At 74.1% G+C, this 21,699-nt stretch carries 16 protein-coding genes; 9 read left to right on the top strand and 7 right to left on the bottom strand.

Annotation, left to right across the window (positions count from 1 at the left end):
* Window positions 1-57 precede the first annotated feature (57 nt).
* The 3 genes from CXR04_RS24335 to CXR04_RS24325 form a co-directional block, all read right to left on the bottom strand.
* On the bottom strand, window positions 58-948 hold the full coding sequence (locus CXR04_RS24335) for an acyl-CoA thioesterase (protein ID WP_101424411.1): 891 nt from the start codon (window positions 946-948) through the stop codon (window positions 58-60).
* Between the two features lie 27 nt (window positions 949-975).
* Window positions 976-2,133 (bottom strand): acyl-CoA dehydrogenase family protein, encoded by a 1,158-nt coding sequence (locus tag CXR04_RS24330; protein ID WP_101424410.1) that lies wholly within the window; start codon window positions 2,131-2,133, stop codon window positions 976-978.
* Between the two features lie 149 nt (window positions 2,134-2,282).
* A complete protein-coding gene (locus tag CXR04_RS24325) occupies window positions 2,283-2,876 on the bottom strand; it encodes an SACE_7040 family transcriptional regulator (protein WP_101424409.1) in 594 nt (197 codons plus the stop codon).
* 122 nt (window positions 2,877-2,998) lie between these two features.
* On the opposite strand from CXR04_RS24325, the gene CXR04_RS24320 reads away from it, so the two are divergent.
* Genes CXR04_RS24320 through CXR04_RS24305 form a run of 4 tightly spaced genes read left to right on the top strand, consistent with a single transcriptional unit; the run spans window position 2,999 to window position 9,097 of the window.
* A complete protein-coding gene (locus CXR04_RS24320; RefSeq protein ID WP_101424408.1) occupies window positions 2,999-4,639 on the top strand; it encodes a carboxyl transferase domain-containing protein in 1,641 nt (546 codons plus the stop codon).
* Window positions 4,640-4,653: 14 nt separating this feature from the next.
* Window positions 4,654-6,966, top strand: a complete 2,313-nt coding sequence (locus tag CXR04_RS24315; RefSeq protein ID WP_101424407.1) for an acetyl/propionyl/methylcrotonyl-CoA carboxylase subunit alpha — start codon at window positions 4,654-4,656, stop codon at window positions 6,964-6,966.
* Window positions 6,963-7,913: a hydroxymethylglutaryl-CoA lyase gene (locus CXR04_RS24310; RefSeq protein ID WP_101424406.1), complete on the top strand. Its 951-nt coding sequence runs from the start codon at window positions 6,963-6,965 to the stop codon at window positions 7,911-7,913. The genes CXR04_RS24315 and CXR04_RS24310 overlap by 4 nt, the downstream gene beginning before the upstream one ends.
* A 5-nt stretch (window positions 7,914-7,918) precedes the next feature.
* Window positions 7,919-9,097, top strand: a complete 1,179-nt coding sequence (locus CXR04_RS24305; protein ID WP_101424405.1) for an acyl-CoA dehydrogenase family protein — start codon at window positions 7,919-7,921, stop codon at window positions 9,095-9,097.
* Between the two features lie 24 nt (window positions 9,098-9,121).
* Here the strand turns inward: CXR04_RS24305 and CXR04_RS24300 are convergent, their stop codons facing one another.
* On the bottom strand, window positions 9,122-10,645 hold the full coding sequence (locus CXR04_RS24300; RefSeq protein WP_234380459.1) for an ABC transporter substrate-binding protein: 1,524 nt from the start codon (window positions 10,643-10,645) through the stop codon (window positions 9,122-9,124).
* Window positions 10,638-12,794, bottom strand: coding sequence for an ATP-binding protein (locus CXR04_RS24295; RefSeq protein WP_101424404.1), 2,157 nt, complete (start codon window positions 12,792-12,794; stop codon window positions 10,638-10,640). The genes CXR04_RS24300 and CXR04_RS24295 overlap by 8 nt, the downstream gene beginning before the upstream one ends.
* A gap of 124 nt (window positions 12,795-12,918) precedes the next feature.
* Between CXR04_RS24295 and CXR04_RS24290 the strand changes: the two genes are divergently transcribed.
* The 5 genes from CXR04_RS24290 (at window position 12,919) to CXR04_RS24270 (ending at window position 19,768) form a co-directional block, all read left to right on the top strand.
* Entirely contained in the window at window positions 12,919-13,863 is a 945-nt protein-coding gene (locus CXR04_RS24290) for a TAXI family TRAP transporter solute-binding subunit (protein WP_101424403.1), read from the top strand.
* Between the two features lie 113 nt (window positions 13,864-13,976).
* Window positions 13,977-14,501 carry a siderophore-interacting protein gene (locus CXR04_RS24285; RefSeq protein WP_442802400.1) on the top strand — a complete coding sequence of 175 codons (525 nt, stop codon included), beginning with the start codon at window positions 13,977-13,979 and terminating at the stop codon, window positions 14,499-14,501.
* Between the two features lie 101 nt (window positions 14,502-14,602).
* Window positions 14,603-16,165 carry a pyridoxal phosphate-dependent decarboxylase family protein gene (locus CXR04_RS24280; protein WP_101424402.1) on the top strand — a complete coding sequence of 521 codons (1,563 nt, stop codon included), beginning with the start codon at window positions 14,603-14,605 and terminating at the stop codon, window positions 16,163-16,165.
* The gene (locus tag CXR04_RS24275) at window positions 16,074-17,441 is read left to right on the top strand and encodes a lysine N(6)-hydroxylase/L-ornithine N(5)-oxygenase family protein (RefSeq protein WP_101424401.1); all 1,368 of its coding nucleotides are present in this window, start codon (window positions 16,074-16,076) and stop codon (window positions 17,439-17,441) included. The genes CXR04_RS24280 and CXR04_RS24275 overlap by 92 nt, the downstream gene beginning before the upstream one ends.
* Window positions 17,438-19,768: a GNAT family N-acetyltransferase gene (locus CXR04_RS24270; protein ID WP_101424400.1), complete on the top strand. Its 2,331-nt coding sequence runs from the start codon at window positions 17,438-17,440 to the stop codon at window positions 19,766-19,768. The genes CXR04_RS24275 and CXR04_RS24270 overlap by 4 nt, the downstream gene beginning before the upstream one ends.
* A gap of 239 nt (window positions 19,769-20,007) precedes the next feature.
* Here CXR04_RS24270 and CXR04_RS24265 read toward each other — a convergent pair whose 3' ends face one another.
* Together CXR04_RS24265 and CXR04_RS24260 are read right to left on the bottom strand one after the other, a co-directional pair.
* Window positions 20,008-21,219, bottom strand: a complete 1,212-nt coding sequence (locus CXR04_RS24265) for an RNA polymerase sigma factor (protein WP_101424399.1) — start codon at window positions 21,217-21,219, stop codon at window positions 20,008-20,010.
* A complete protein-coding gene (locus tag CXR04_RS24260; RefSeq protein ID WP_101426568.1) occupies window positions 21,216-21,623 on the bottom strand; it encodes a YciI family protein in 408 nt (135 codons plus the stop codon). Before CXR04_RS24260 ends, CXR04_RS24265 begins: the two co-directional genes overlap by 4 nt.
* Window positions 21,624-21,699: the final 76 nt, after the last annotated feature.

Genomic DNA, 21,699 nt, shown 5'->3' with positions numbered 1-21,699 from the left:
GGTCCGTACGCCCACCCGGTCCGTACCGCACCCGGGCCGGACGGCGCCGTACGCCCGTCAGGTCCGCGGGACGCGGATCACGCCCTCCTGGATCACCGACGCCGCCAGCCGCCCGTCGCGGGTGAAGATCCGCCCCGTACTCAGCCCCCGCCCGCCCTGCGACGTCGGCGACTCCTGGTCGTACAGCAGCCACTCGTCCGCCCGGAACGGCCGGTGGAACCACATCGCGTGGTCCAGGCTCGCGCCCACGACGTCGCCGACGGCCCAGCCGCCGCGGCCGTGCGCCAGCAGCACGGAGTCGAGCAGGGTCATGTCCGAGACGTACGTCATCAGGCAGACGTGCAGCAGCGGGGTGTCGATGGCGCCGGCGAGCTTGCCGTTCGTACGGAACCACACCTGCGAGCGCGGCTCCCGCGGCACCCCGGCCTCGCCGCCCCACGGCGGCGGCTCGGCGTACCGCAGGTCGACCGCCGCGCGCGCCTCCAGCAGCCGGCGCGCGAGGGCGGGGTCGAGGAAGTTGACCGCGTAACGCGGCATCGCCTCCTCGGCGGTGGGCAGCGTCTCGGGGTCGGGCGCCGGCGGCATGGGCACCTGGTGCTCCAGGCCCTCCTCGTGGAGCTGGAACGACGCCGACAGGTTGAAGATCGGCTGGCCGTGCTGGACGGCGACCACGCGGCGGGTGGTGAAGGAGCGGCCGTCGCGGATGCGGTCGACGGTGTAGACGAGGGGCGCGCCGGGGTCGCCGGGGCGCAGGAAGTAGGCGTGCAGCGAGTGCGGCGGCCGGTCGGCGGGCACGGTGCGGCCTGCGGCGACCAGCGCCTGCGCGGCGACCTGCCCGCCGAAGACGCGCGGGACGACGGCGGCGCGGGAGTGGCCGCGGTAGATGTCCTGCTCGATCTGCTCCAGGTCCAGCAGGTCGACCAGTGCGGTGAGTGCGGCGTCGTCCATGGGGCGAGTCTCGCAGAGCCCGCGGCCCTACAGGCCCATCGACTTGGCGACGATGGAGCGCATGACCTCGCTGGTGCCGCCGTAGATGCGGGTGACGCGGGTGTCGGCGTAGAGGCGGGAGATGGGGTACTCGTTCATGTAGCCGTAGCCGCCGTGCAGTTGCAGGCACTTGTCGATGACGACGGCCGCGCGCTCGGTGCAGAAGAGCTTGACGGCGGCGGCGTCGGCGACGCTCAGGTCGCCCGCGTCGTGCGCCTCCAGCGCGCGGTCGACGTACGCCTCCATGGCGTCGGCCTCGGCCTTGCAGTCGGCGAGGACGAACTTGGTGTTCTGGAACTCCGCCACCGTCCGGCCGAAGACGGTGCGCTCCTTGACGTACTCCACCGCGAACCGCACGGCCGCGGCGGCCTGGGCGTACGCGCCGACGGCGATGCCGAGGCGCTCCTGCGGGAGGTTGTGGGTCAGGTACGTGAACGCCTGGCCCTCCTCGCCCAGCAGGTCGCCGACGGGCACCTTGACGTCGGTGAAGCTCAGCTCCGCGGTGTCGGAGGACTTCAGCCCCAGCTTGTCGAGCTTGCGCCCGACCGCGTAGCCGGCGGAGGAGGTGTCGACGACGAGGATGGAGATGCCGCCGCGGCGGTCCTCGGGCGCCGGCGGCGCGGTGCGGGCGCAGACGAGGACGCGGTCGGCCTGGACGCCGCCGGTGATGAAGGTCTTGGCGCCGTTGAGCACGTAGTGCGTGCCGTCACCGGAGAGCTTCGCGGTGGTCTTCATGCCGGCGAGGTCGGAGCCCGTGCCGGGCTCGGTCATGGCGATGGCGGTCATCATGTCGCCGGAGACGAAGGCGGGCAGCCAGCGGCGCTTCTGCTCCTCGCTGCCGTACTTGAGCAGGTACGGCAGGCAGAGCGCGGTGTGGACGGAGGAGCCGCCGAAGGAGACGCCGGCGCGGGCGCACTCCTCGCTGATGACGGCGTTGAACTTGAAGCTGTGCTCCCCGGCCCCGCCGTACTCCTCGGGCACCTCGATGCCGAAGACCCCCAGCTCGCCGAGCTTCTTGTACAGCTCGCGGGGGACGGCGCCGGCCTCCATCCAGTCGTGGTAGTACGGCACGACCTCGGCGGCGATGAAGTCGCGGATCGTCTCGCGGAACGCCTCGTGGTCCTCGTTGAACACCGTCCGCCGCATGGTCCTCGCCTCCCGGGCCTCGCCGACTAAGCGCTTGCTCAGCGCCTCGCAGACGAAGTTACCTGCGGGTCACCACGGCTGTCCAGGCCACGCCCCTGCGGCGGCCGTCACAACCCGACGCACTGCACCGGTGACGGCTCCGGCCACCGCTACGGCTGCGGGGCCGCCGCGAAGGCGCCGCGGGCCAGGCGGTGGAGGAGGGCGGCGGTGGCGGTGCGGTCGGGGAGGGTGCCGCGGGCGCCGAGGTGGGGGGTGGAGTTGAGGAGGCCGAAGACCGCGTGCACCGCGGTACGGGCCGCACCCTCGGTCAGCGTCGGGTAGACCTCCCGTACGACGTCGACCCACAGCTCGACGTACTGCCGCTGCAACTGGCGTACCAGCTTGCGGTCCTCGTCCCGCAGCCGGTCCAGCTCGCGGTCGTGCAGGGTGATCAGCGGGCGGTCGTCGAGCGCGAAGTCGATGTGCCCGGTGATCAGCGCGTCCAGCGGCGCGTCCGGGCCGGCCCCGCGCACCTCCGCCCGCGCGCGGCCGGCCTCCAGCAGCCGCTCGCTGATGCCGACCAGCAGCTCCGCGAGCATGGCGTCCTTGCCCGCGAAGTGCCGGTAGAGACCAGGTCCGCTGATGCCGACCGCCGCGCCTATCTCGTCCACGCCGACCCCGTGGAAGCCGCGGTCCGCGAAGAGGCGCGCGGCCTCCTTCAGGATCTGCTCACGTCTGGTGGGGGCGGGGGCCTCGGTGCTCATACGGTCCATTGTAGACAGCCCGGTTAGTGAGCGTTAACCTTGGGCACACGGGGTTAACGACAGCTAACCTGCTTGTCGGCCCGTACGGCCGTACGGGCTCATCTAGGGAAGGGCGCGCCCCCGTGGACCACGCACCCGTGCTGACGACCGCCGCGGACCCCGCAGGCCCGGCCGGCGCCGCCTGGCGGACCAACGAGGCGGCGCACCGCGCGCTCGCCGCCGAGCTGTACGACAAGCTCGCCGCCGCCCGCGCCGGCGGCGGCGAGAAGGCCCGCGCCCGGCACACCGCCCGCGGCAAGCTGCTCCCCCGCGACCGCGTCGACGGCCTGCTCGACCCCGGTTCGCCGTTCCTGGAGCTGGCCCCGCTCGCCGCCGACGGGATGTACGGCGGCGCCGCGCCCGCCGCCGGCGTCATCGCCGGCATCGGCCGGGTCAGCGGCCGGGCCTGCGTCGTCATCGCCAACGACGCCACCGTCAAGGGCGGCACGTACTACCCGATGACGGTCAAGAAGCACCTGCGCGCCCAGGAGATCGCCCTGGAGAACCGGCTGCCCTGCGTCTACCTCGTCGACTCCGGCGGCGCCTTCCTGCCCATGCAGGACGAGGTCTTCCCCGACCGCGAGCACTTCGGCCGGATCTTCTACAACCAGGCCCGCATGTCCGGCGCCGGCATCCCGCAGATCGCCGCCGTCCTCGGCTCCTGCACCGCGGGCGGCGCGTACGTCCCGGCGATGAGCGACGAGGCGGTCATCGTCCGCAACCAGGGCACGATCTTCCTCGGCGGCCCGCCCCTGGTGAAGGCCGCCACCGGCGAGGTCGTCACCGCCGAGGAGCTGGGCGGCGGCGAGGTGCACGCGCGCACCTCCGGCGTCACCGACCACCTCGCCGAGGACGACCCGCACGCGCTGCGCATCGTCCGCGGCATCGTCGACACCCTCCCGGAACCCGGCCCGCCACCCTGGTCCGTACGCGCCGCGGTGGAACCCAAGCACGACCCCGCCGGCCTCTACGGCGTCGTGCCGGTCGACTCCCGGACGCCGTACGACGTGCGCGAGGTCATCGCGCGGGTGGTCGACGGCTCGCGCTTCCAGGAGTTCAAGGCCGAGTACGGCACGACGCTGGTCACCGGCTTCGCCCGCATCCACGGCCACGCCGTCGGCATCGTCGCCAACAACGGCATCCTGTTCTCCGAGTCCGCCCAGAAGGGCGCCCACTTCATCGAGCTGTGCGACCAGCGCGGCATCCCGCTGCTGTTCCTGCAGAACATCTCGGGGTTCATGGTCGGCCGCAGCTACGAGGCCGGCGGCATCGCCAAGCACGGCGCCAAGATGGTGACCGCCGTGGCCTGCACCCGGGTGCCGAAGCTGACCGTCGTCATCGGCGGCTCGTACGGCGCCGGGAACTACTCGATGTGCGGCCGGGCCTACTCCCCCCGTTTCCTGTGGATGTGGCCCAACGCGAAGATCTCCGTCATGGGCGGCGAGCAGGCGGCGTCGGTCCTCGCGACCGTCAAGCGCGACCAGTTGGAGGCGCGCGGCGAGGAGTGGCCGGCGGCGGCGGAGACGGAGTTCAAGGCGCCCATCCGGGAGCAGTACGAGACGCAGGGCAACGCCTACTACGCGACCGCCCGCCTCTGGGACGACGGCGTCATCGACCCGCTCGACACCCGCCGGGTGCTCGGGCTCGCGCTGACCGCCTGCGCCCACGCGCCGCTGCCCGCCAGGGACGGCGCCGCGCAGGGCTTCGGCGTCTTCCGGATGTGAGGGGGAGGGTGGCGATGTTCGAGACGGTGCTGCTGGCCAACCGGGGTGAGATCGCGGTACGGGTCATCCGTACGCTGCGGGCGCTCGGCATCCGCTCCGCGGCGGTCTTCACCGACGCGGACGCGGACGCGCGGCACGTCCGCGAGGCGGACACGGCCGTGCGGATCGAGAGCTATCTGTCGGCCGGCGAACTGCTGCGCGCGGCGCGCGAGACGGGCGCGGAGGCGGTGCACCCGGGGTACGGGTTCCTCGCCGAGAACGCGGAGTTCGCGCGGGCCTGCACGGCGGCGGGGCTGGTCTTCGTCGGCCCGCCGGCGGACGCGATCGAGCTGATGGGCGACAAGATCCGCGCGAAGGAGACGGTACGGGCGGCGGGCGTGCCGGTGGTGCCGGGCTCGACGGGCAGCGGCCTGTCGGACGCGGAACTGGCGGCGGCGGCGCGGAAGATCGGTATGCCGGTGCTGCTGAAGCCCTCGGCGGGCGGCGGCGGCAAGGGCATGCGGCTCGTACGGGACGAGGGCGCGCTGGCGGATGAGATCGCGGGAGCGCGGCGCGAGGCGCGGGGCTCGTTCGGCGACGACACGCTGCTGGTGGAGCGGTGGATCGACCGGCCGCGGCACATCGAGATCCAGGTGCTGGCGGACGGCCACGGGAACGTGGTGCACCTCGCGGAGCGGGAGTGCTCGCTGCAGCGCCGGCATCAGAAGATCGTCGAGGAGGCGCCGTCGCCGCTGCTGGACGAGGCGACGCGGGCGGCGATGGGCGCGGCGGCGGTGGAGGCGGCGCGGTCGTGCGGATATGCGGGCGCGGGGACGGTGGAGTTCATCGTGCCGGGCGGCGGCGGGGGCCCGGTCGCGTACTACTTCATGGAGATGAACACACGGCTGCAGGTCGAGCATCCGGTCACGGAGCTGGTGACGGGGCTCGACCTGGTGGAGTGGCAGCTCCGGGTGGCCGCCGGGGAGCAACTGACCTTCACGTCCGCGGATGTGCCGCTGAAGGGGCACGCGGTGGAGGCGCGGATCTACGCGGAGACGGCGCGGGTGGCGGAGGGCGGCGAGCGGGTCGACTTCCTGCCCTCGGCGGGCCGCGTCCGGCTGCTGCGCGAGCCGTCGGGGCCGGGGGTGCGGGTCGACTCGGGGCTGCTGGAGGGCACGGAGGTCGGCACGGCGTACGACCCGATGCTGGCGAAGGTCGTCGCGTGGGGCCCTGACCGGGACGCGGCGCTGCGGAGGCTGCGGGCGGCGCTGGCGGAGACGGTGGTGCTGGGCCTGGACACCAACACGGGCTTCCTCCGCCGCCTGCTGGCGCACCCGGCGGTGGCGTCGGGCGACCTGGACACGGGCCTGGTGGACCGCACGGGCGCGAGCCTGGCGGCGGCCCCGGTGCCACCGGAGGCGTACGCGGCGGCGGCCCTGCTGGCGCAGTCGGCCCTGGAGTCGGCATCCCGCCGCGCTACGGGCCCGGCGGGCTGGACGGACCCCTTCGCGGACCCGTCGGGCTGGCGCCCGGGCGGCCCCCCGGCCTGGACGACGCGGTGGTTCCGCGGGGCGGGCCGGGACCCGGTGGAGGTACGGGTCCGGGGCCTGACGTCGGCGGCGGAGATCTGCACCGGGGCTACGCCCCGGACCCCGCACGCGGCTACGCCCCAGACCCCGGACCGCGCCTTCGGCGCAAGCCCGGGGATCCCGGGTGGCTCGGTGGACGCGGCACCGGGCGCAGCGTCGGTGTCCGCCCCGGCGGGCGGCGAAGCCGAGGGCGAAGGGGCGCAGGCCCGCGGGGGTGCGGGCGCGGAGCCCCGCGGAGGGTCCCGGGGGCGGAGCCCCCGGGTTTCGGGAAGGGGCGGGGTCGGGGAACACCCCCTTCGCGCCGCCCGCCTCGCGCACGCCGACGACTCCTCCGTCACCTTCGAACTCGACGGTGTCACCCACCGGTTCAGCATCGCCGCCTCCCCCGGCGGGATCTGGCTCGGCCGCGACGGCGACGTCTGGCATCTCCTCGACCACGACCCCGTCGAAGCCGCCCTCCGCGGCGGTGCCCTCGTCGCCGGGGCCGACGCGCTCACCGCGCCCATGCCCGGGACCGTGACCGTCGTCAAGGCCGCCGTGGGCGACCGGGTCGCCGCCGGGCAGAGTCTGCTCGTCGTCGAGGCGATGAAGATGGAGCACGTCATCGCCGCCCCGCACGCCGGCACCGTCGCCGAGCTGGACGTCGTCGCCGGCGGGACCGTGGCCATGGACCAGGTGCTCGCCCTGGTCGTACCGGACGACGGACAGGACGACGGACAGAGCGACGGACAGAGCGACGGACAGGAGGATCCGCGATGACACCCCAGCCCCTCCCCATGCGCGTGCCCGCCGCCGGGCTGCCCGCCCGGGTCCGTATCCACGAAGTCGGCCCCCGCGACGGCCTCCAGAACGAGAAGGCCACCGTCCCCACCGACGTCAAGGCCGCGTTCGTGCACCGCCTCGCCGCCGCCGGTCTCACCACCGTCGAGGCGACCAGCTTCGTGCACCCCAAGTGGGTCCCCCAGCTCGCCGACGCCGAGGACCTGTACCCCCGCCTCGCCGGCCTCACCGCCAAAGGCGCCGTCGACCTCCCCGTCCTCGTCCCCAACATCCGCGGCCTGGAGCGCGCCACCACCCTCGGTGCCCGCCGCGTCGCCGTCTTCGCCAGCGCCACCGAGACCTTCGCCCGCCGCAACCTCAACCGCACCGTGGACGAGTCGCTTGAGATGTTCGCTCCCGTCGTCGCGCAGGCCAAGAACGACGGCCTGCACGTCCGCGGCTATCTCTCGATGTGCTTCGGCGACCCGTGGGAGGGCCAGGTCCCCCTCCCCCAGGTGGTACGGACCGCCCGCGCGCTCGCCGGCATGGGCTGCGACGAGCTGAGCCTCGGCGACACCATCGGCGTCGCCACCCCCGGCCACGTCACCGCGCTGCTCGACGCCCTCGCCGAGGACGGCATCCCCGTCGACCGCCTCGGCGTCCACTTCCACGACACGTACGGCCAGGCCCTGGCCAACACCCTCGCCGCGCTGCAGCACGGCGTCACCACCGTCGACGCCTCCGCAGGCGGTCTCGGCGGCTGCCCGTTCGCCAGGAGCGCGACCGGCAACCTCGCCACCGAAGACCTCGTGTGGATGCTGCAGGGGCTCGGCGTCGAGACCGGCGTCGACCTCGACGCGCTCGTCGCCACCAGCGTCTGGATGGCCGACCGCCTCGGCCGCCCGAGCCCGTCCCGCACCGTGACCGCCCTCTCCCACAAGGAGTGACCCCGATGACGCCCAGCCTCGACCACCGCCTCTCCCCCGAGCTGGAGCAGCTCCGCCGCACCATCGAGGAGTTCGCGCACGACGTGGTGGCGCCGAAGATCGGCGACTACTACGAGCGGCACGAGTTCCCGTACGACATCGTGCGCGAGATGGGCCGCATGGGCCTGTTCGGGCTGCCGTTCCCGGAGGAGTACGGCGGCATGGGCGGCGACTACCTGGCGCTCGGCGTCGTGCTGGAGGAGCTGGCCCGCGTCGACTCCTCGGTGGCGATCACCCTGGAGGCGGCCTGCTCGCTGGGCGCGATGCCCATTTACCACTTCGGTACGGAGGAGCAGAAGCGCACCTGGCTGCCGAAGCTGTGCACCGGCGAGATGCTGGGCGCGTTCGGGCTGACGGAGCCGGAGTGCGGCTCGGACGCGGGCGGTACGCGGACCACGGCCCGCCTGGACGAGGCGACCGGCGAGTGGGTGATCAACGGCACGAAGTGCTTCATCACCAACTCCGGTACGGACATCACAAGACTGGTCACCGTCACGGCGGTCACCGGCAGGAGCGAGTCGGGCAAGCCGGAGATCTCGGCGATCATCGTGCCGTCCGGCACCCCCGGCTTCACGGTCGCCGCCCCGTACTCCAAGGTCGGCTGGAACGCCTCCGACACCCGCGAGCTGTCCTTCTCCGACGTCCGCGTCCCGGCCGCGAACCTGCTGGGCGAACGCGGCCGCGGCTACGCCCAGTTCCTGCGCATCCTGGACGAGGGCCGCATCGCCATCGCCGCGCTCGCCACCGGTCTCGCGCAGGGCTGCGTGGACGAGTCGCTGGCGTACGCGGAGCAGCGCCACGCCTTCGGCCGGCCCATCGGCGCCAACCAGGCCATCCAGTTCAAGCTGGCCGACATGGAGCTGCGCGCCCACACCGCCCGCCTCTCCTGGCGGGACGCGGCGTCGCGGCTGGTGCACGGCGAGCCGTTCAAGAAGGCCGCGGCGCTGGCGAAGCTGCACACCTCGACGGTGGCGGTGGACAACGCGCGCGAGGCCACGCAGATCCACGGCGGTTACGGGTTCATGAACGAGTACCCGGTGGCGCGGATGTGGCGGGACTCCAAGATCCTGGAGATCGGCGAGGGCACGAGCGAGGTACAGCGCATGCTGATCGCCCGCGAACTGGGCCTGCCGCCCACGGCCTGACACCGTCGGCAGCGCACCCGGCGCTCACGGCCAGAGCCGCGCCTTGTGCACGTACCGGAAGCCGGACCGCCACTGCAGCTCGACGTACGCCATCGGCCGGCCCTTCGGGTTCCCGTACGCGTCGAAGCCGATGGGCCCGCTGAGGCCCCGTACCTCCTTCGTGGTGCCGAGTTGCAGCAGCATCTGCCGTACCGCGCCCGCGTCCACGGGGTCGCCGCCGTCCGGCCCCGTGGCGAACTCCACGGCCTTGACCAGCGCCAGCATCGCGTCGTGCCCCATGATCGCCTGCCCGCTCTGCAGCGGCCCGTCGCCCGCCGCGCAGGCGCCGCGCCGGGCGCCGGGGCGGAAGTCGGCGCAGTAGCGGTCGGCGAAGTCCGCGAGGGCGGCGGGGTCGCCGGCCTTCGGGTGCGCGTAGGCCGTGTACCGGATGCGCAACCCCTGGGCGCCCCAGCGCCGCAGGTCGGGCGAGTCGAAGTACAGGCCGAGTGCGCTGGATCCCGACACCACCGCCAGGGTGCAGCCGGGCTGCTCCCCGAGGGCCTGGACGAACTGCCGCAGGGCGCGCCCGCGCGCGGCGAAGTACACGGCGTCCAGCTCCTCCCTGGCGCGGCAGACCTGGTCGGCGATGTACGTCAGCGCGCTGGCCGTCGAGGTGCGGCCGGACTCGAAGGAGTAGCCGTCGGCGGTGGCGAGCCGTACCCCGCGCGCGGCGGCGGCCTTCTCGAAGCCGTCGCGCAGCGACTTGTTGTACGTGTCCCCCTCCTTGACGTCCTTGACGACGTCGACGCGGTAGCCGGGGTCCGCGCGCTGCCGCCCGGCCAGCTCGCGGGCGGCGATGGCGGCCTGCTGCGCGGTGGGCTGGGAGACGCGGAAGAAGTCGGGGTCCTTGCGGGCGAGTTCGTCGGCGGCGACGGTCGCGCCGACCATGGGTATCCCGGCGCGGCGCAGCCGCTCCACCGTCGCGACGGTGGAGTCGACGCTCTGGCCGAGGCCGGTGACGGCGACCAGACGCTCGTCACCGCGCGCCAGCCCCTCCAGGTCGCGTACGACCCGCTCGTAGTGCGCCCCGCCCTCCCCGGTGTTCGCGAGCAGCAGCCGCACCTTGGGCGAGGGGCCCTCGTCGGCGCGCGGGTCCTCGGCGTCGAGCCGGTTGTGCGCCCGCTGGGCGAGGTACGCGCCCTCCAGCGCCTGCCGGACGACGGCCGGGTCGCGGTCGTCGGCCCGTTCGCCGCCGCGGCGGCCGTCCGCGCCGTGGGTCATGGACTCGACGTACGCGATGCTCACCGACGCGGCGCCGGAAGCCTCGACGCGCTCGTTCTCCGCGCGGATCCGCCGGGTGACCTCGTCCAGTTCCCCGTCGAAGGAGTACGCGCCGTCGGTGATGCCCACGCACTCGCCGCCCAGCCGCACCACCCCGGCGGCGCACTTCTCGTCGCCGCCCAGCGTCTTCGGCAGGAACCAGGCCAGCGCGGCGACCGCGACGAGGGCCACGAGCACCACCGCTCCCCAGGGCGTCGTGCCGCCGCGCCCCAGCCGCCTGTCACTCACCGGGCTTCTCCTCGTACTGCCGCGCCTGGTCGAGCAGCGCGGGGGTGCCGCCGCCGAAGGGCCCGTACGCCAGCGTCATGAAGCGGGCGTTGATCTCGCCGTAGAGCTGGCCGTAGGGGTCTGCGAGCGGATTGCGGTACGGATCGCCGACATGGTCGGTCTCGGGCGACTCGGCGGGCTCGGGCGCCATCCAGCTCGCCACCAGCAGCCGGGTCACGGTGCGCTCGCGGCTCTCGACCTCGTCGGTGCTGAGGAAGCCGAGCAGTCCCTCGTACCGCTGCTGCGGCGAGTCGGCCTGCGGGGCGTGCGCGTGGATCCGGGCGCGTACGGGCGCGCGGCGCAGCCGGACGAGGAGGCGGCACCAGCGGACGGTGTCCGCGCCGCCGAAGCGGTCGTTGAGGAAGCGGGCGGCGGCGTGCAGGTCCTCCAGCGCGAGCCGGTGGTACGCCTCGATCTCCGGCAGCCCGCGCTCCGCGGCGTCCAGCCGCAGGGCCTCGTGCGCGTGCCGCCAGCCGCCGGTGGCCTCCAGGCGGCGCAGCAGGAGGAGCCGCAGCAGCGGGTGGAGGGTCTGGAGCGGGCCGTCGGCGGCGCTGTCGCGGGTGCGTACGTGCATGGTCTGCAGGACATCGCCGGAGAACGCGCCGACGGCGTTGCGCAGGGCAGTCCCGCCCTCCGCCCAGAGCGGTCCGGCGGCGACGGCGCGGGCGAGGTCGGTGGCGGCGGCGCAGCGCGGCAGGGCGTCCCACAGTCCGGTCTCGCGTGCGTCCCGGGGCAGCAGGCGCTCCAGCAGGGCGGTGACGAGGGGCGAGTCGGGGGCGAGCGCGCGCTGGATGCGGGTCTCCCACGGCTGGCGGTCGTCGGTGGCGAGGAGTTCGTCGAAGAGGTGGCGGGTGGCGAGGGGGTGGCCGCGGGTCACCTCGTACGCGGCCCAGCCGAGCCACTTCACGCCGGCGTCGGGCAGGAGTTCGCCGGCGCCACCGCCACCGCCGCCGTCGCCCTCTGCGGCGGACTCCGCCGCCGTGCCGTCGGCGCGCAGCACTTCGAGCGCCTGCGCCTCCACCTCGTCGCGCCGCAGGTCGCGCAGTTGGCCGACGCAGAGCCCGGGCGCGAGCCGCTTGGGCCGGAAGGCGGGGTCGTCGGGGTCCCACCAGCCGGGATACCGGCCGGGCTGCGGCTTGTAGCCGAGCGCCGGCTTCTTCAGCGCCTTGGGGTACGCGGCCGCGGCGGCGAGGACGACGAGCGGGTCGGTGCGTCCGGTGGGCTCCTCCGGCGCCCCCGGCCGCCGCGGCTGCGCGCCGGGGCCCTCCTCCCGGTCCTGCCGGGCGTCGAGCAGCAGCTCCAGCAGGTCGCCGCCGAGCTGGTGTTCCGCGTTGTCGAGGAGCACGAGGCAGCGGGTGTCGTGGACGCGGGCGGCGTGCCCGCGCCCGTACGCGCGGCAGAGGTCGTCCAGGAACGCGCGGGCGAGGTCCTGTTCCGCACCGCGGCGGGTGGCCGGGTCGTGGAACCGCTTCTTCAGGTCGACCAGGTAGTCCAGGTAGCTGCGGTGGCGCGAGTCGCGCAGCGCCCGGCCCAGGCGCAGCCGCGCGAGCCCGAGCGCGAGGGCCCGCCTGCCGCCCGGTACGAGCAGCAGGGGCGCCCGCAGCAGCGCCGGTACGCCCAGCATCCCGGCCGCCTCCACCAGCCGGTTGAGGAACGCGCCGTCTCCGCTGTCCGCCGGGGCCGGCGCGAGGGCGCTGACCATGGCGCGGGCCGCCGCCTTCCGGCTGTCCAGCGGCACGTCGGCGCGTATCGCGACGGCCTGGACGCCGAAGGAGGGGAAGGTGAGCCGGGGCCAGCCGCGCTTGCGGGCGTGCAGGTCGAAGACCACCTCGGCGAGGACGTCGAAGCAGGTGGCGCCGCGCTGCCGGTGCACGGCAACGTCCTGGAGGGACGCGGGTACGTCGTCCCACGCGGTCCGTAAGTGCCGCAGGAGGGTGCTCTTGCCGCTGCCGCGCGGCCCGAGCACGAGGGTCACCGGCTGCTGCTCGTCGACGGGCGCGGGGTACGTCAGCCGCAGGAAAGCGGGCCGGAAGCGCCGCCGCAGCGCGGCGCCCACGTACTCCGTCACGACCCGGTCGCGCCGGGAGCGCCCCTCCCACCCCTGGCTCATGCGGCAGCTCCTCGTTCCCGTCCGCGTCGACGGGGCACCAGATTATGGGAACGTACCTTCATCCGACGGCTTATTGTCGGACTGATCCGGTTCGTGAACCACCTCACGGGAGAGGCGGACGCACATGGCCGACCGTACGGAGCAGACGCACGGGCCCGCGGCGCCCCGGGAGTTGACCTGGCTGGGCGGCAACCCCGGCGACGGCTGGTACGAGATGACCGGCGGTCTCATCCGGCTCCTCGACGGCCGCGACCCGGCGCTGCGCCTGACCCTGGCCGCCGGCGGCGGGCGGGAGAACCTGATCCGGATCCGGGACGGCGCGGGCCACCTGGGCATGAGCACGGACGTCGTGGTGGCCGCGGCGTACAACGGCGGCCCGCCCTTCGACGCCCCCATGGCCGGGCTGCGGGTGCTCGGCACCGGCTGGTCGGCGCTGCCGTACAACCTGCTGTGCGCCGCGGACGCCGGTGCCGGGCTCGGCGAGGCGATCGCCGGGCCGCGCGCCGGCCGGTTCGGCGCACCGCCCGCCGACACCACGGACGAGCTGATGTTCCGAGCCGTCGTCGCCCACTACGGCGCCACGTACGACGATGTCCGCGCCCGCGGCGGCCGGGTGCTCCTCGACGGCTACGACGCACTGGTCCGCGCGCTGCACGCGGGCGAGGTCGACTACGTCTTCGGCGCGACGACGCTGCCCGCGCCGAGCATCGCCGCCGCGGCCTGCGGCGGCCGGCGCGCCGAACTCGCCCCGCTGCCGGCCGGGCTCCGGGCCCACCTCACCCGCCGCTACGGCTGCGCCCCGGGCGCGATCCCTGCCGGTACGTATCCGGGCCTGCACACCGGGGACGTGGCGACGTGCTTCGCCGAGACCGTCCTGGTGGTCTCCGCGGAGCTGGCGGACGGCACGGCGTACGCGCTGACCCGGCTGCTGCTCGGCGCCCTCGGCGGGCTGCCCGGCGTACACCCGTCGCTGGCGGGGTTCAATCCCGCCACGGCGTGGCGGAACGTCCCGGCGCCGCTGCACCCGGGCGCCGCGCGGGCGTACCGGGAGGCGGGGTTCATGGCCTGATTCCGGCGCCTGGGCACGGGAGTTAGGTTAGGTTAGCCTAATCTGCGTTCCCGGCCCTTCCGTGCGCGGGACGCGGCCGCAGCCCTCGCACCTGCCCGGAAGGTGAGCCCGACGTGACCACGGAACCGACCACGCAGACGGCGGAGCCGGCGCCCGGCGCCACCGAGCCGTTCCGCACCGGCGTGCGCTTCCGGCTGCCCGAGGGCGCGGATCACGTCATCGTCGCCGCCGACGAGACGGCGCTGCCGGCCGCCGCGGCGATCCTGGAGTCGCTGCCCGCCGGGCTGCCGGTGAAGGCGTGGATACGGGTGCCGCACGCCGACGACGCGATCGCTCTGCACACCGCCGCGGACGCCGAGATCACCTGGCTGACCGGCCCCGCCGCCGGCGTGGTCGACGCGCTGCGCGCCGCGGACCTGCCCGCGGGCACGCCGTACGCCTGGCTCGCGGGCGAGGCGGGGTTGGTGCGGGAGCTGCGCCGCCAGCTCGTACGGGGGCGGAAGTTCGACCGCGATGCGGTCGTCTTCACCGGCTACTGGCGCCGCGGCGCCTCCGAGGACCAGTTCCGCTACGAGTCCGAGGCGGCGGCCGACGACGGCGCAGCCGGGGCCGACGATGCCGCGGCTGCGGACGGATGAGCCGGCGGGACGTGGCCGAAACGACGGGGGCGGGAGCCTAGGACCAATTACTTAGGTTAGGCTTCCCTAAGTTTTTGGCCCCCGTCGTGAGGACACCATCCATGAGGTCCCACCTGCTCAACGACCGCACCGCCGGTGCCTACCGTCGTACGGTCACCGCAGGCGTCGAGCACATCGCGGCCCGACTGGCCCATGCAGACCGCCCGTTCACGGGCATCACACCCCCCGCCCTCGCCCCGGTCGTCGACGCCGTCGACCTCGACCTCCCCCTCGGCGACACCGGCGCCGCGCTGGCCGAGCTGGACCGGGTCTACCTGCGCGACGCCGTCTACTTCCACCACCCGCGCTACCTCGCCCACCTCAACTGCCCCGTCGTCATCCCCGCCGTCCTCGGCGAGGCGGTGCTCTCCGCCGTCAACTCCTCCCTGGACACCTGGGACCAGTCCGCCGGCGCCACCCTCATCGAGCGCCGCCTGATCGACTGGACCGCCGCCCGCATCGGCCTCGGCCCGGCCGCGGACGGCGTGTTCACCTCCGGCGGCACCCAGTCCAACCTGCACGCCCTCCTGCTCGCCCGCGAGGAGGCGTGCGACGGCGTACGCAAGCAGCGGGGCGCCGGGCTGCGCACCGCCGAGATCCTGCCCCGGCTGCGCGTCCTCGCCTCCGCGCACGGCCACTTCAGCGTCCGCAAGGCCGCCGCGCTGCTCGGCCTCGGGGAGGAGGCCGTCGTCGAGGTGCCGTGCGACGCGGAGCGCCGGATGCGGCCCGCCGCGCTGGCCGCGGCGCTCGCGCAGCTCCAGCGCGACGACCTCGTCCCCATGGCCGTCGTCGCCACCGCGGGCACCACCGACTTCGGCAGCGTCGACCCGCCGGCGCAGCTCGCGGAGGTGTGCGCCGGGTACGGCGTGTGGCTGCACGTGGACGCGGCGTACGGCTGCGGACTGCTGGTCTCGGGCCGCCGCCGGCACCTGCTCGCCGGCATCGAGCGCGCCGACTCGGTGACCGTCGACTTCCACAAGTCCTTCTTCCAGCCGGTCAGTTCCTCGGCCGTGCTGGTACGGGACCGGGCGACCCTGCGGCACGCGACGTACCACGCCGACTACCTCAACCCCGAGCGCATGGCCGCCGAGCAGATCCCCAACCAGGTCGACAAGTCGCTCCAGACCACCCGCAGGTTCGACGCGCTCAAGCTGTGGCTGACGCTGCGCGTCATGGGCGCCGACGGCGTCGGCGCGCTCTTCGACGAGGTCTGCGACCTCGCCGGGGCCGGGTGGCGGCTGCTGGACGCGGACCCCCGCTTCGAGGTCGTCGTACGGCCGCAGTTGTCGACGCTCGTCTTCCGCTACGTCCCGGACGGCCCGGCCGGCGCCGACCCCGCTCTCGCCGACGCCGCCAACCTGCGCGCCCGCGAACGGCTGGCCGCCTCAGGCGCCGCGATGGTCGCCGGCACCAAGGTCGACGGCCGGCACCACCTGAAGTTCACGCTGCTCAACCCCGAGACCACCACCGAGGACCTGGCCGCCGTCCTCGACCTCATAGCCGCGCACGCCGCCGACCACACCGGAGAATCCCTTGTCCCCGACGTCCCCGCCGCCTCCGCCGCCTCCGCCGACGCAGCAGCAGTCCCGGCAGTCCCGGCAGCCCCGGCAGTCCCCGCCCGCTGAGTCGCCTGAGTCGCGCGTCCACGACTTCGTCGCCGTCGGCCTCGGCCCGTTCAACCTGGGCCTGGCCTGCCTGACCGCACCGGTCGACGGCCTCGACGGCGTCTTCCTGGAGCGCAAGCCCGACTTCGACTGGCACTCCGGGATGTTCATCGAGGGCAGCACGCTCCAGACGCCGTTCATGTCGGACCTCGTCACGCTGGCCGACCCCACGTCCCCGTACTCCTTCCTGAACTACCTGAAGGAGACCGGGCGGCTGTACTCCTTCTACATCCGCGAGAGCTTCTATCCGCTGCGCGAGGAGTTCAACGACTACTGCCGCTGGGCCGCCGCCAAACTCCCGAACATCCGCTTCGGCGAGGAGGTCACCTCGGTCGTACGGGACGCGGTGGACGGCACGTACGCCGTCCGCACCCCGCGCGGCACGTACCGAGGCCGCCGCCTCGTCCTCGGCACCGGCACGCCGCCGTACGTGCCCGGGCCCTGCCGCGGCCTCGGCGGCGACCTCCTCCACAACAGCCGCTATCTGGAGCACCGCGAGCAACTGCGGGCCAAGGAGTCGGTCACGGTCGTCGGCAGCGGGCAGAGCGCCGCCGAGATCTACTACGACCTGCTCCAGGACCTCGGCCCCGACGGCTACCACCTCACCTGGGTGACCCGCTCGCCGCGGTTCTTCCCGCTGGAGTACACGAAGCTGACGCTGGAGATGACCTCCCCCGAGTACGTCGACTACTTCCACGCGCTGCCGGCGCCCGTCCGCGACCGTCTCGGCGCCGCGCAGAAGAGCCTCTACAAGGGCATCAACACCGAGCTGATCGACGCCATCTTCGACCTGCTGTACGTCAAGTCCCGCCGCGGTCCGGTGCCGACCCGGCTGCTCACCAACACCGCCCTCGTCTCCGCCGGGTACGCGGACGGCACGTACACCCTGGGGCTGCGCCAGGAGGAGCAGGGCCGGGACTTCGAGCTGGCCACCCAGGGCCTGGTGCTGGCCACCGGCTACCGCTACGCCGAACCGCCCTTCCTCGCCGGCATCGCCGACCGCCTCGCGCGCGACGAGCAGGGGCGCTTCGCCGTCGCCCGCAACTACACCGTCGACCACGCGGGCCGCGAGGTCTTCGTCCAGAACGCCGAGCTGCACACCCACGGCTTCGCCGCCCCCGACCTGGGGATGGCCGCGTACCGCAACGCCTGCATCATCCGGGAGATGACCGGCCGCGAGGTCTACCCGGTCGAGAAGTCCATCGCCTTCCAGGAGTTCGGAGCGCCGGCCCGATGAAACTCACCCTGCGCCCCCTGGACCCGGTCCTGGACGCGCCGCTGCTGCACACCTGGGTCACCCATCCGAAGGCCGCGTTCTGGCTGATGCAGGGGTGCACGCCGGCGGAGGTCGAGAAGGAGTACGCGCGGATCGCCGCCGATCCGCACCACGACGCCTTCCTCGGCCTCGCCGACGGCACCCCCGCCTTCCTCGCCGAGCGCTACGACCCGGCACACCGCGAGCTGACCGGCGTCTACGCCGCCGAGGACGGCGACGTCGGGATGCACTTCCTCACCGCGCCCGCCGACACCCCCGTGCACGGCTTCACCCGGGCGGTGATCACGGCGGTGATGGAGTGGCTCTTCGCCGACCCGGCGGTGCGCCGGGTCGTGGTCGAACCCGACGCGCGCAACACCGCGGTGCACGCGCTCAACGAGGCCGTGGGCTTCCGCGTCGCGCGCCGCGTACGGATGCCGGGCGCCCCGGGGAAGCCGGGCAAGGAGGCGCTGCTGAGCTTCTGCACCCGCGAGCAGTTCGCCGCCTCGCAGGCGGCCGCGCCCCCGGACCCCACCGGGCACCTCACCCCCGGCCGCTGGGCGGAGGCCACCCGCAGGCTGCTGGCCAAGGCCATCGGGGAGTTCGCCCACGAGCGGCTGCTGACGCCGGAGCCGCGGGGGGTCGGCTCGTACGCCCTACGGGCGGGGGACGCCGAATACCGCTTCGAGGCCCGGCGCTACGCCCTGGACCACTGGCGCGTCGACCCGCGCACCGTCACCCGCCACGCCCCCGGCGACCCGCCGGAGGGCTCGGCGCCCGACGCGCTGCGGTTCTTCGCCGAACTCCGGGAGCCGCTGGGGCTGAGCGCCGAGGTGCTGCCGGTGTACCTGGAGGAGATCACGTCCACGCTGGCGAGCACCGCGTACAAGCTCACCGGGCCCGAGGACGCGGACCTGGCGGGCGCGGACTTCCAGCGGATCGAGGCGGGGATGACGGAGGGCCACCCCTGCTTCGTCGCCAACAACGGCCGCCTGGGGCTGGGCGCGGCGGACTACCGCGCGTACGCCCCCGAGACCGGCGCCCGCACCCGCCTGGTCTGGCTCGCCGCCCACCGCGAGCGGGCGGCCTTCACCTGCGCCGCCGACCTCGACTACGACACGCTGCTGCGCGCGGAGCTGGGGCCCGCGGCGCTGGACGGCTTCGCGGCCCGGCTGCGGGCCCTGGGCCTGGACCCGGACGACTACCTGCTGATGCCCGCGCACCCCTGGCAGTGGGAGCACAAGCTCTCCGTCACCTTTGCGGGCGAGGTCGCCGCGCGCCGGCTGGTGTACCTCGGCGAGAGCGGGGACACGTACCAGCCGCAGCAGTCGATACGCACCTTCTTCAACACCTCCGCGCCCCGGAAGCACTACGTCAAGACGGCGCTGTCAGTACTCAACATGGGCTTCATGCGCGGGCTGTCGGCCGCGTACATGGAGGCCACCCCGGCGATCAACGACTGGGTCGCGGGACTGGTCGACCAGGACGAGGTGCTGCGCGGCACGGGCCTGGTGGTCCTGCGCGAACTGGCCGCCGTCGGCTACCGCCACGAGGCGTACGAGGCCGCCACCGCGCCCGGCTCGCCGTACCGCAAGATGCTCGCCGCGCTGTGGCGGGAGAGCCCGGTGCCGCGGCTCGCCGGGGGCGAGCGGTTGGCGACGATGGCGGCGCTGCTGCACACCGACCGCGCCGGCCGGCCGCTGGCGGCGGCGCTGATCGAGGGCTCGGGGCTGGCGCCCGAGGTGTGGCTGCGGCGGTATCTCGACGCGTATCTGACGCCGCTGCTGCACTCCTTCTACGCGTACGGGCTGGCGTTCATGCCGCACGGCGAGAACGTCATCCTGGTCCTGGACGAGGCGGGGACCGTGGTGCGCGCGCTGTTCAAGGACATCGCGGAGGAGGTCGTGGTCATGGACCCGGACCTGCCGCTGCCGCCGGCGGCGGAGCGGATCCGCGCCGAGGTCCCGGACGACATGCAACTGCTGTCCGTTTTCACGGACGTCTTCGACTGCTTCTTCCGCTTCCTGGCACCGCTGCTGGACGAGGCGGGGGTGCTGGGCGAGGGGGACTTCTGGCGGACGGTCGCGGAGTGCGCGCGGGACTACCGGGAGGCGGTGCCGGACCTGGCGGACCGGTTCGAGCGGCACGACCTGTTCGCGCCGGAGTTCGCGCTGTCGTGCCTCAACAGGCTGCAGTTGCGGGACAACCGGCAGATGGTCGACCTGACGGACCCGTCGGCGGCCCTGCAGTTGGTGGGCACCCTGCGCAACCCCCTGGCCCCCTACCGCCCCCGCACACCGGCCCGCTGAACACCGAAACCACCCCCGACCCCCGCACACCCGCCCCAGAGTAGGTCGCCCCACCGACATCAGCCCGGGCCACTGGCGACGCGACGCCGGTGGCCCGGCAGCCACGCGCCCGACCGCGCCCGAACCCGAACGCCGAAGCCCGCCCCCCGAACCCCGCACACCCACCCCAGGGTAGGCCGCTCCACCGACAGAACCCCCGCCCCGGCCGCCCCCTCAACCCACCCGTACCGCCGCCCCCTTCACCCCCGCAGCCGCGCGTTCAGCCGCGCTGCCTGCCGCGTCAGGTGGTCCCGCTCCGGTATGTTCGGCGCCGAGCGGGCCGCCTGCGCGTACAGCCCGGCCGCCGTCTCCGTGTCGCCGTCCCGCTCGTGCAGGTACGCCGCCACCGCCGCGTACCGCGGCAGCGACGGATCGAGTTCCGCCAGCGCCGCCAGCCCCGCCCGCGCCCCGTCCGCCTCGCCCACCGCCACCGCCCGGTTGAGCCTGGCCACCGGGCTGTCCGTGAGACGTACCAGCTCGTCGTACCACTCCACGATCTGCACCCAGTCCGTCTCGCACGCCCTCGGGGCGTCCGCGTGCAGCGCGGCGATCGCCGCCTGCGCCTGGAACTCCCCCAGGCGGTCCCGCGCCAGCGCCGCCTGGAGGATCCCGATGCCCTCGGCGATCAGCCCGGTGTCCCACAGCCCGCGGTCCTGCTCGGCAAGCGGTACGAGCCTGCCGTCGGGGCCGGTACGCGCCGGCCGCCGCGCGTGGTGGAGCAGCATGAGCGCCAGCAGCCCCGCGACCTCCTCACCACCGGCCCCGGCACCCTCGCCCCCGGCACCCGCTCCCCCGGTCCCGCCCGCCGCCACAGCCGCGCCCGTCCTCGCCGCCAACTGCCGCGTCAGCCGGATCGCCTCCGCCGACAGGTCGACGTCCCCGGAGTAGCCCTCGTTGAACACCAGGTACAGCACCCGCAGTACCGTCGCCAGGTCCCCGGGCTGCTCGAACCGCACCCCGGAGACCGTCCGCTTCGCCCTGCTGATCCGCTGCCCCATGGTCGCCTCGGGCACCAGATACGCCCGCGCGATCTGCCGCGTCGTCAGCCCGCCGACCGCGCGCAGCGTCAGCGCGACGGCCGAGGCCGGCGTCAGGGACGGGTGCGCGCACAGGAAGTAGAGCTGGAGGGTGTCATCCACCGCCCCGCCCCCGTCCGGCGCGGGTTCGGCCTCGACGCGTTCCTCGCGCCGCCGCCGCGAGCTTTCGGCCCGTACGGTGTCGAGGAACTTGCGCCACGCCACCGTGATCAGCCACCCCTTGGGGTCCCGCGGCTCGTCGCCGTCCGGCCTGCCGCGTACGGCCTCGACCAGGGCGTCCTGTACGGCGTCCTCGGCCGCCGCGAAGTCTGCTCCGCGGCGGACGAGGACGCCGATGACCTCCGGCACCAGCTCCCGGAGCAGCGACTCGTTCACTCGGTCGCCGTGGCCTGCACGCCGTACGCCGGGCGGATCTCCAGCCACTCGTGGATCGGCTTGCCGCCCGCGCCCGGCGCGGCGGACAGCTCGGCGGCCAGCTCCAGCGCGCGGTCGTAGGTCTCGACGTCGATCACCATCCAGCCGGCGATCAGGTCCTTGGTCTCCGCGAACGGCCCGTCGGTGACCGGGGGCCGGCCCTCGCCGTCGTAGCGGACGAAGGTGCCCTCCGGGGCGAGCGCCTGCTCGCCGGCGAACTCGCCGGTCTCCTCCAGCCGGGCGGCGAAGTCACGCATGTACTGGATGTGGGCCGTGACCTCCTCCGGCTCCCACTGGTCCATCGGTACGTCGTTGACCGCCGCCGGCGCGCCGCGGTAGTGCTTGAGCAGCAGGTACTTGGCCATGATCTTCTCCTTGCCGAGGTACGGCCCATTGTGGGCCGCGTTCACCCCGGGGACGGAGCCGCGCGCCGGTTCTCGA

The organism is Streptomyces sp. CMB-StM0423 (assembly GCF_002847285.1).
In the GTDB taxonomy this organism is placed as follows: Bacteria; Actinomycetota; Actinomycetes; order Streptomycetales; family Streptomycetaceae; genus Streptomyces.
Note: the sequence above shows the minus strand (reverse complement) of the source record. Positions and strands in the feature narration are given on the sequence as shown.

Coding starts and splice junctions, on each gene's coding strand:
- CXR04_RS24270 (WP_101424400.1), top strand. CDS start 17,438: ATGAAACTCACCCTGCGCCCCCTGGACCCGGTCCTGGACGCGCCGCTG.
- CXR04_RS24295 (WP_101424404.1), bottom strand. CDS start 12,794: ATGAGCCAGGGGTGGGAGGGGCGCTCCCGGCGCGACCGGGTCGTGACG.
- CXR04_RS24335 (WP_101424411.1), bottom strand. CDS start 948: ATGGACGACGCCGCACTCACCGCACTGGTCGACCTGCTGGACCTGGAG.
- CXR04_RS24290 (WP_101424403.1), top strand. CDS start 12,919: ATGGCCGACCGTACGGAGCAGACGCACGGGCCCGCGGCGCCCCGGGAG.
- CXR04_RS24260 (WP_101426568.1), bottom strand. CDS start 21,623: ATGGCCAAGTACCTGCTGCTCAAGCACTACCGCGGCGCGCCGGCGGCG.
- CXR04_RS24325 (WP_101424409.1), bottom strand. CDS start 2,876: ATGAGCACCGAGGCCCCCGCCCCCACCAGACGTGAGCAGATCCTGAAG.
- CXR04_RS24315 (WP_101424407.1), top strand. CDS start 4,654: ATGTTCGAGACGGTGCTGCTGGCCAACCGGGGTGAGATCGCGGTACGG.
- CXR04_RS24305 (WP_101424405.1), top strand. CDS start 7,919: ATGACGCCCAGCCTCGACCACCGCCTCTCCCCCGAGCTGGAGCAGCTC.
- CXR04_RS24310 (WP_101424406.1), top strand. CDS start 6,963: ATGACACCCCAGCCCCTCCCCATGCGCGTGCCCGCCGCCGGGCTGCCC.
- CXR04_RS24330 (WP_101424410.1), bottom strand. CDS start 2,133: ATGCGGCGGACGGTGTTCAACGAGGACCACGAGGCGTTCCGCGAGACG.
- CXR04_RS24280 (WP_101424402.1), top strand. CDS start 14,603: ATGAGGTCCCACCTGCTCAACGACCGCACCGCCGGTGCCTACCGTCGT.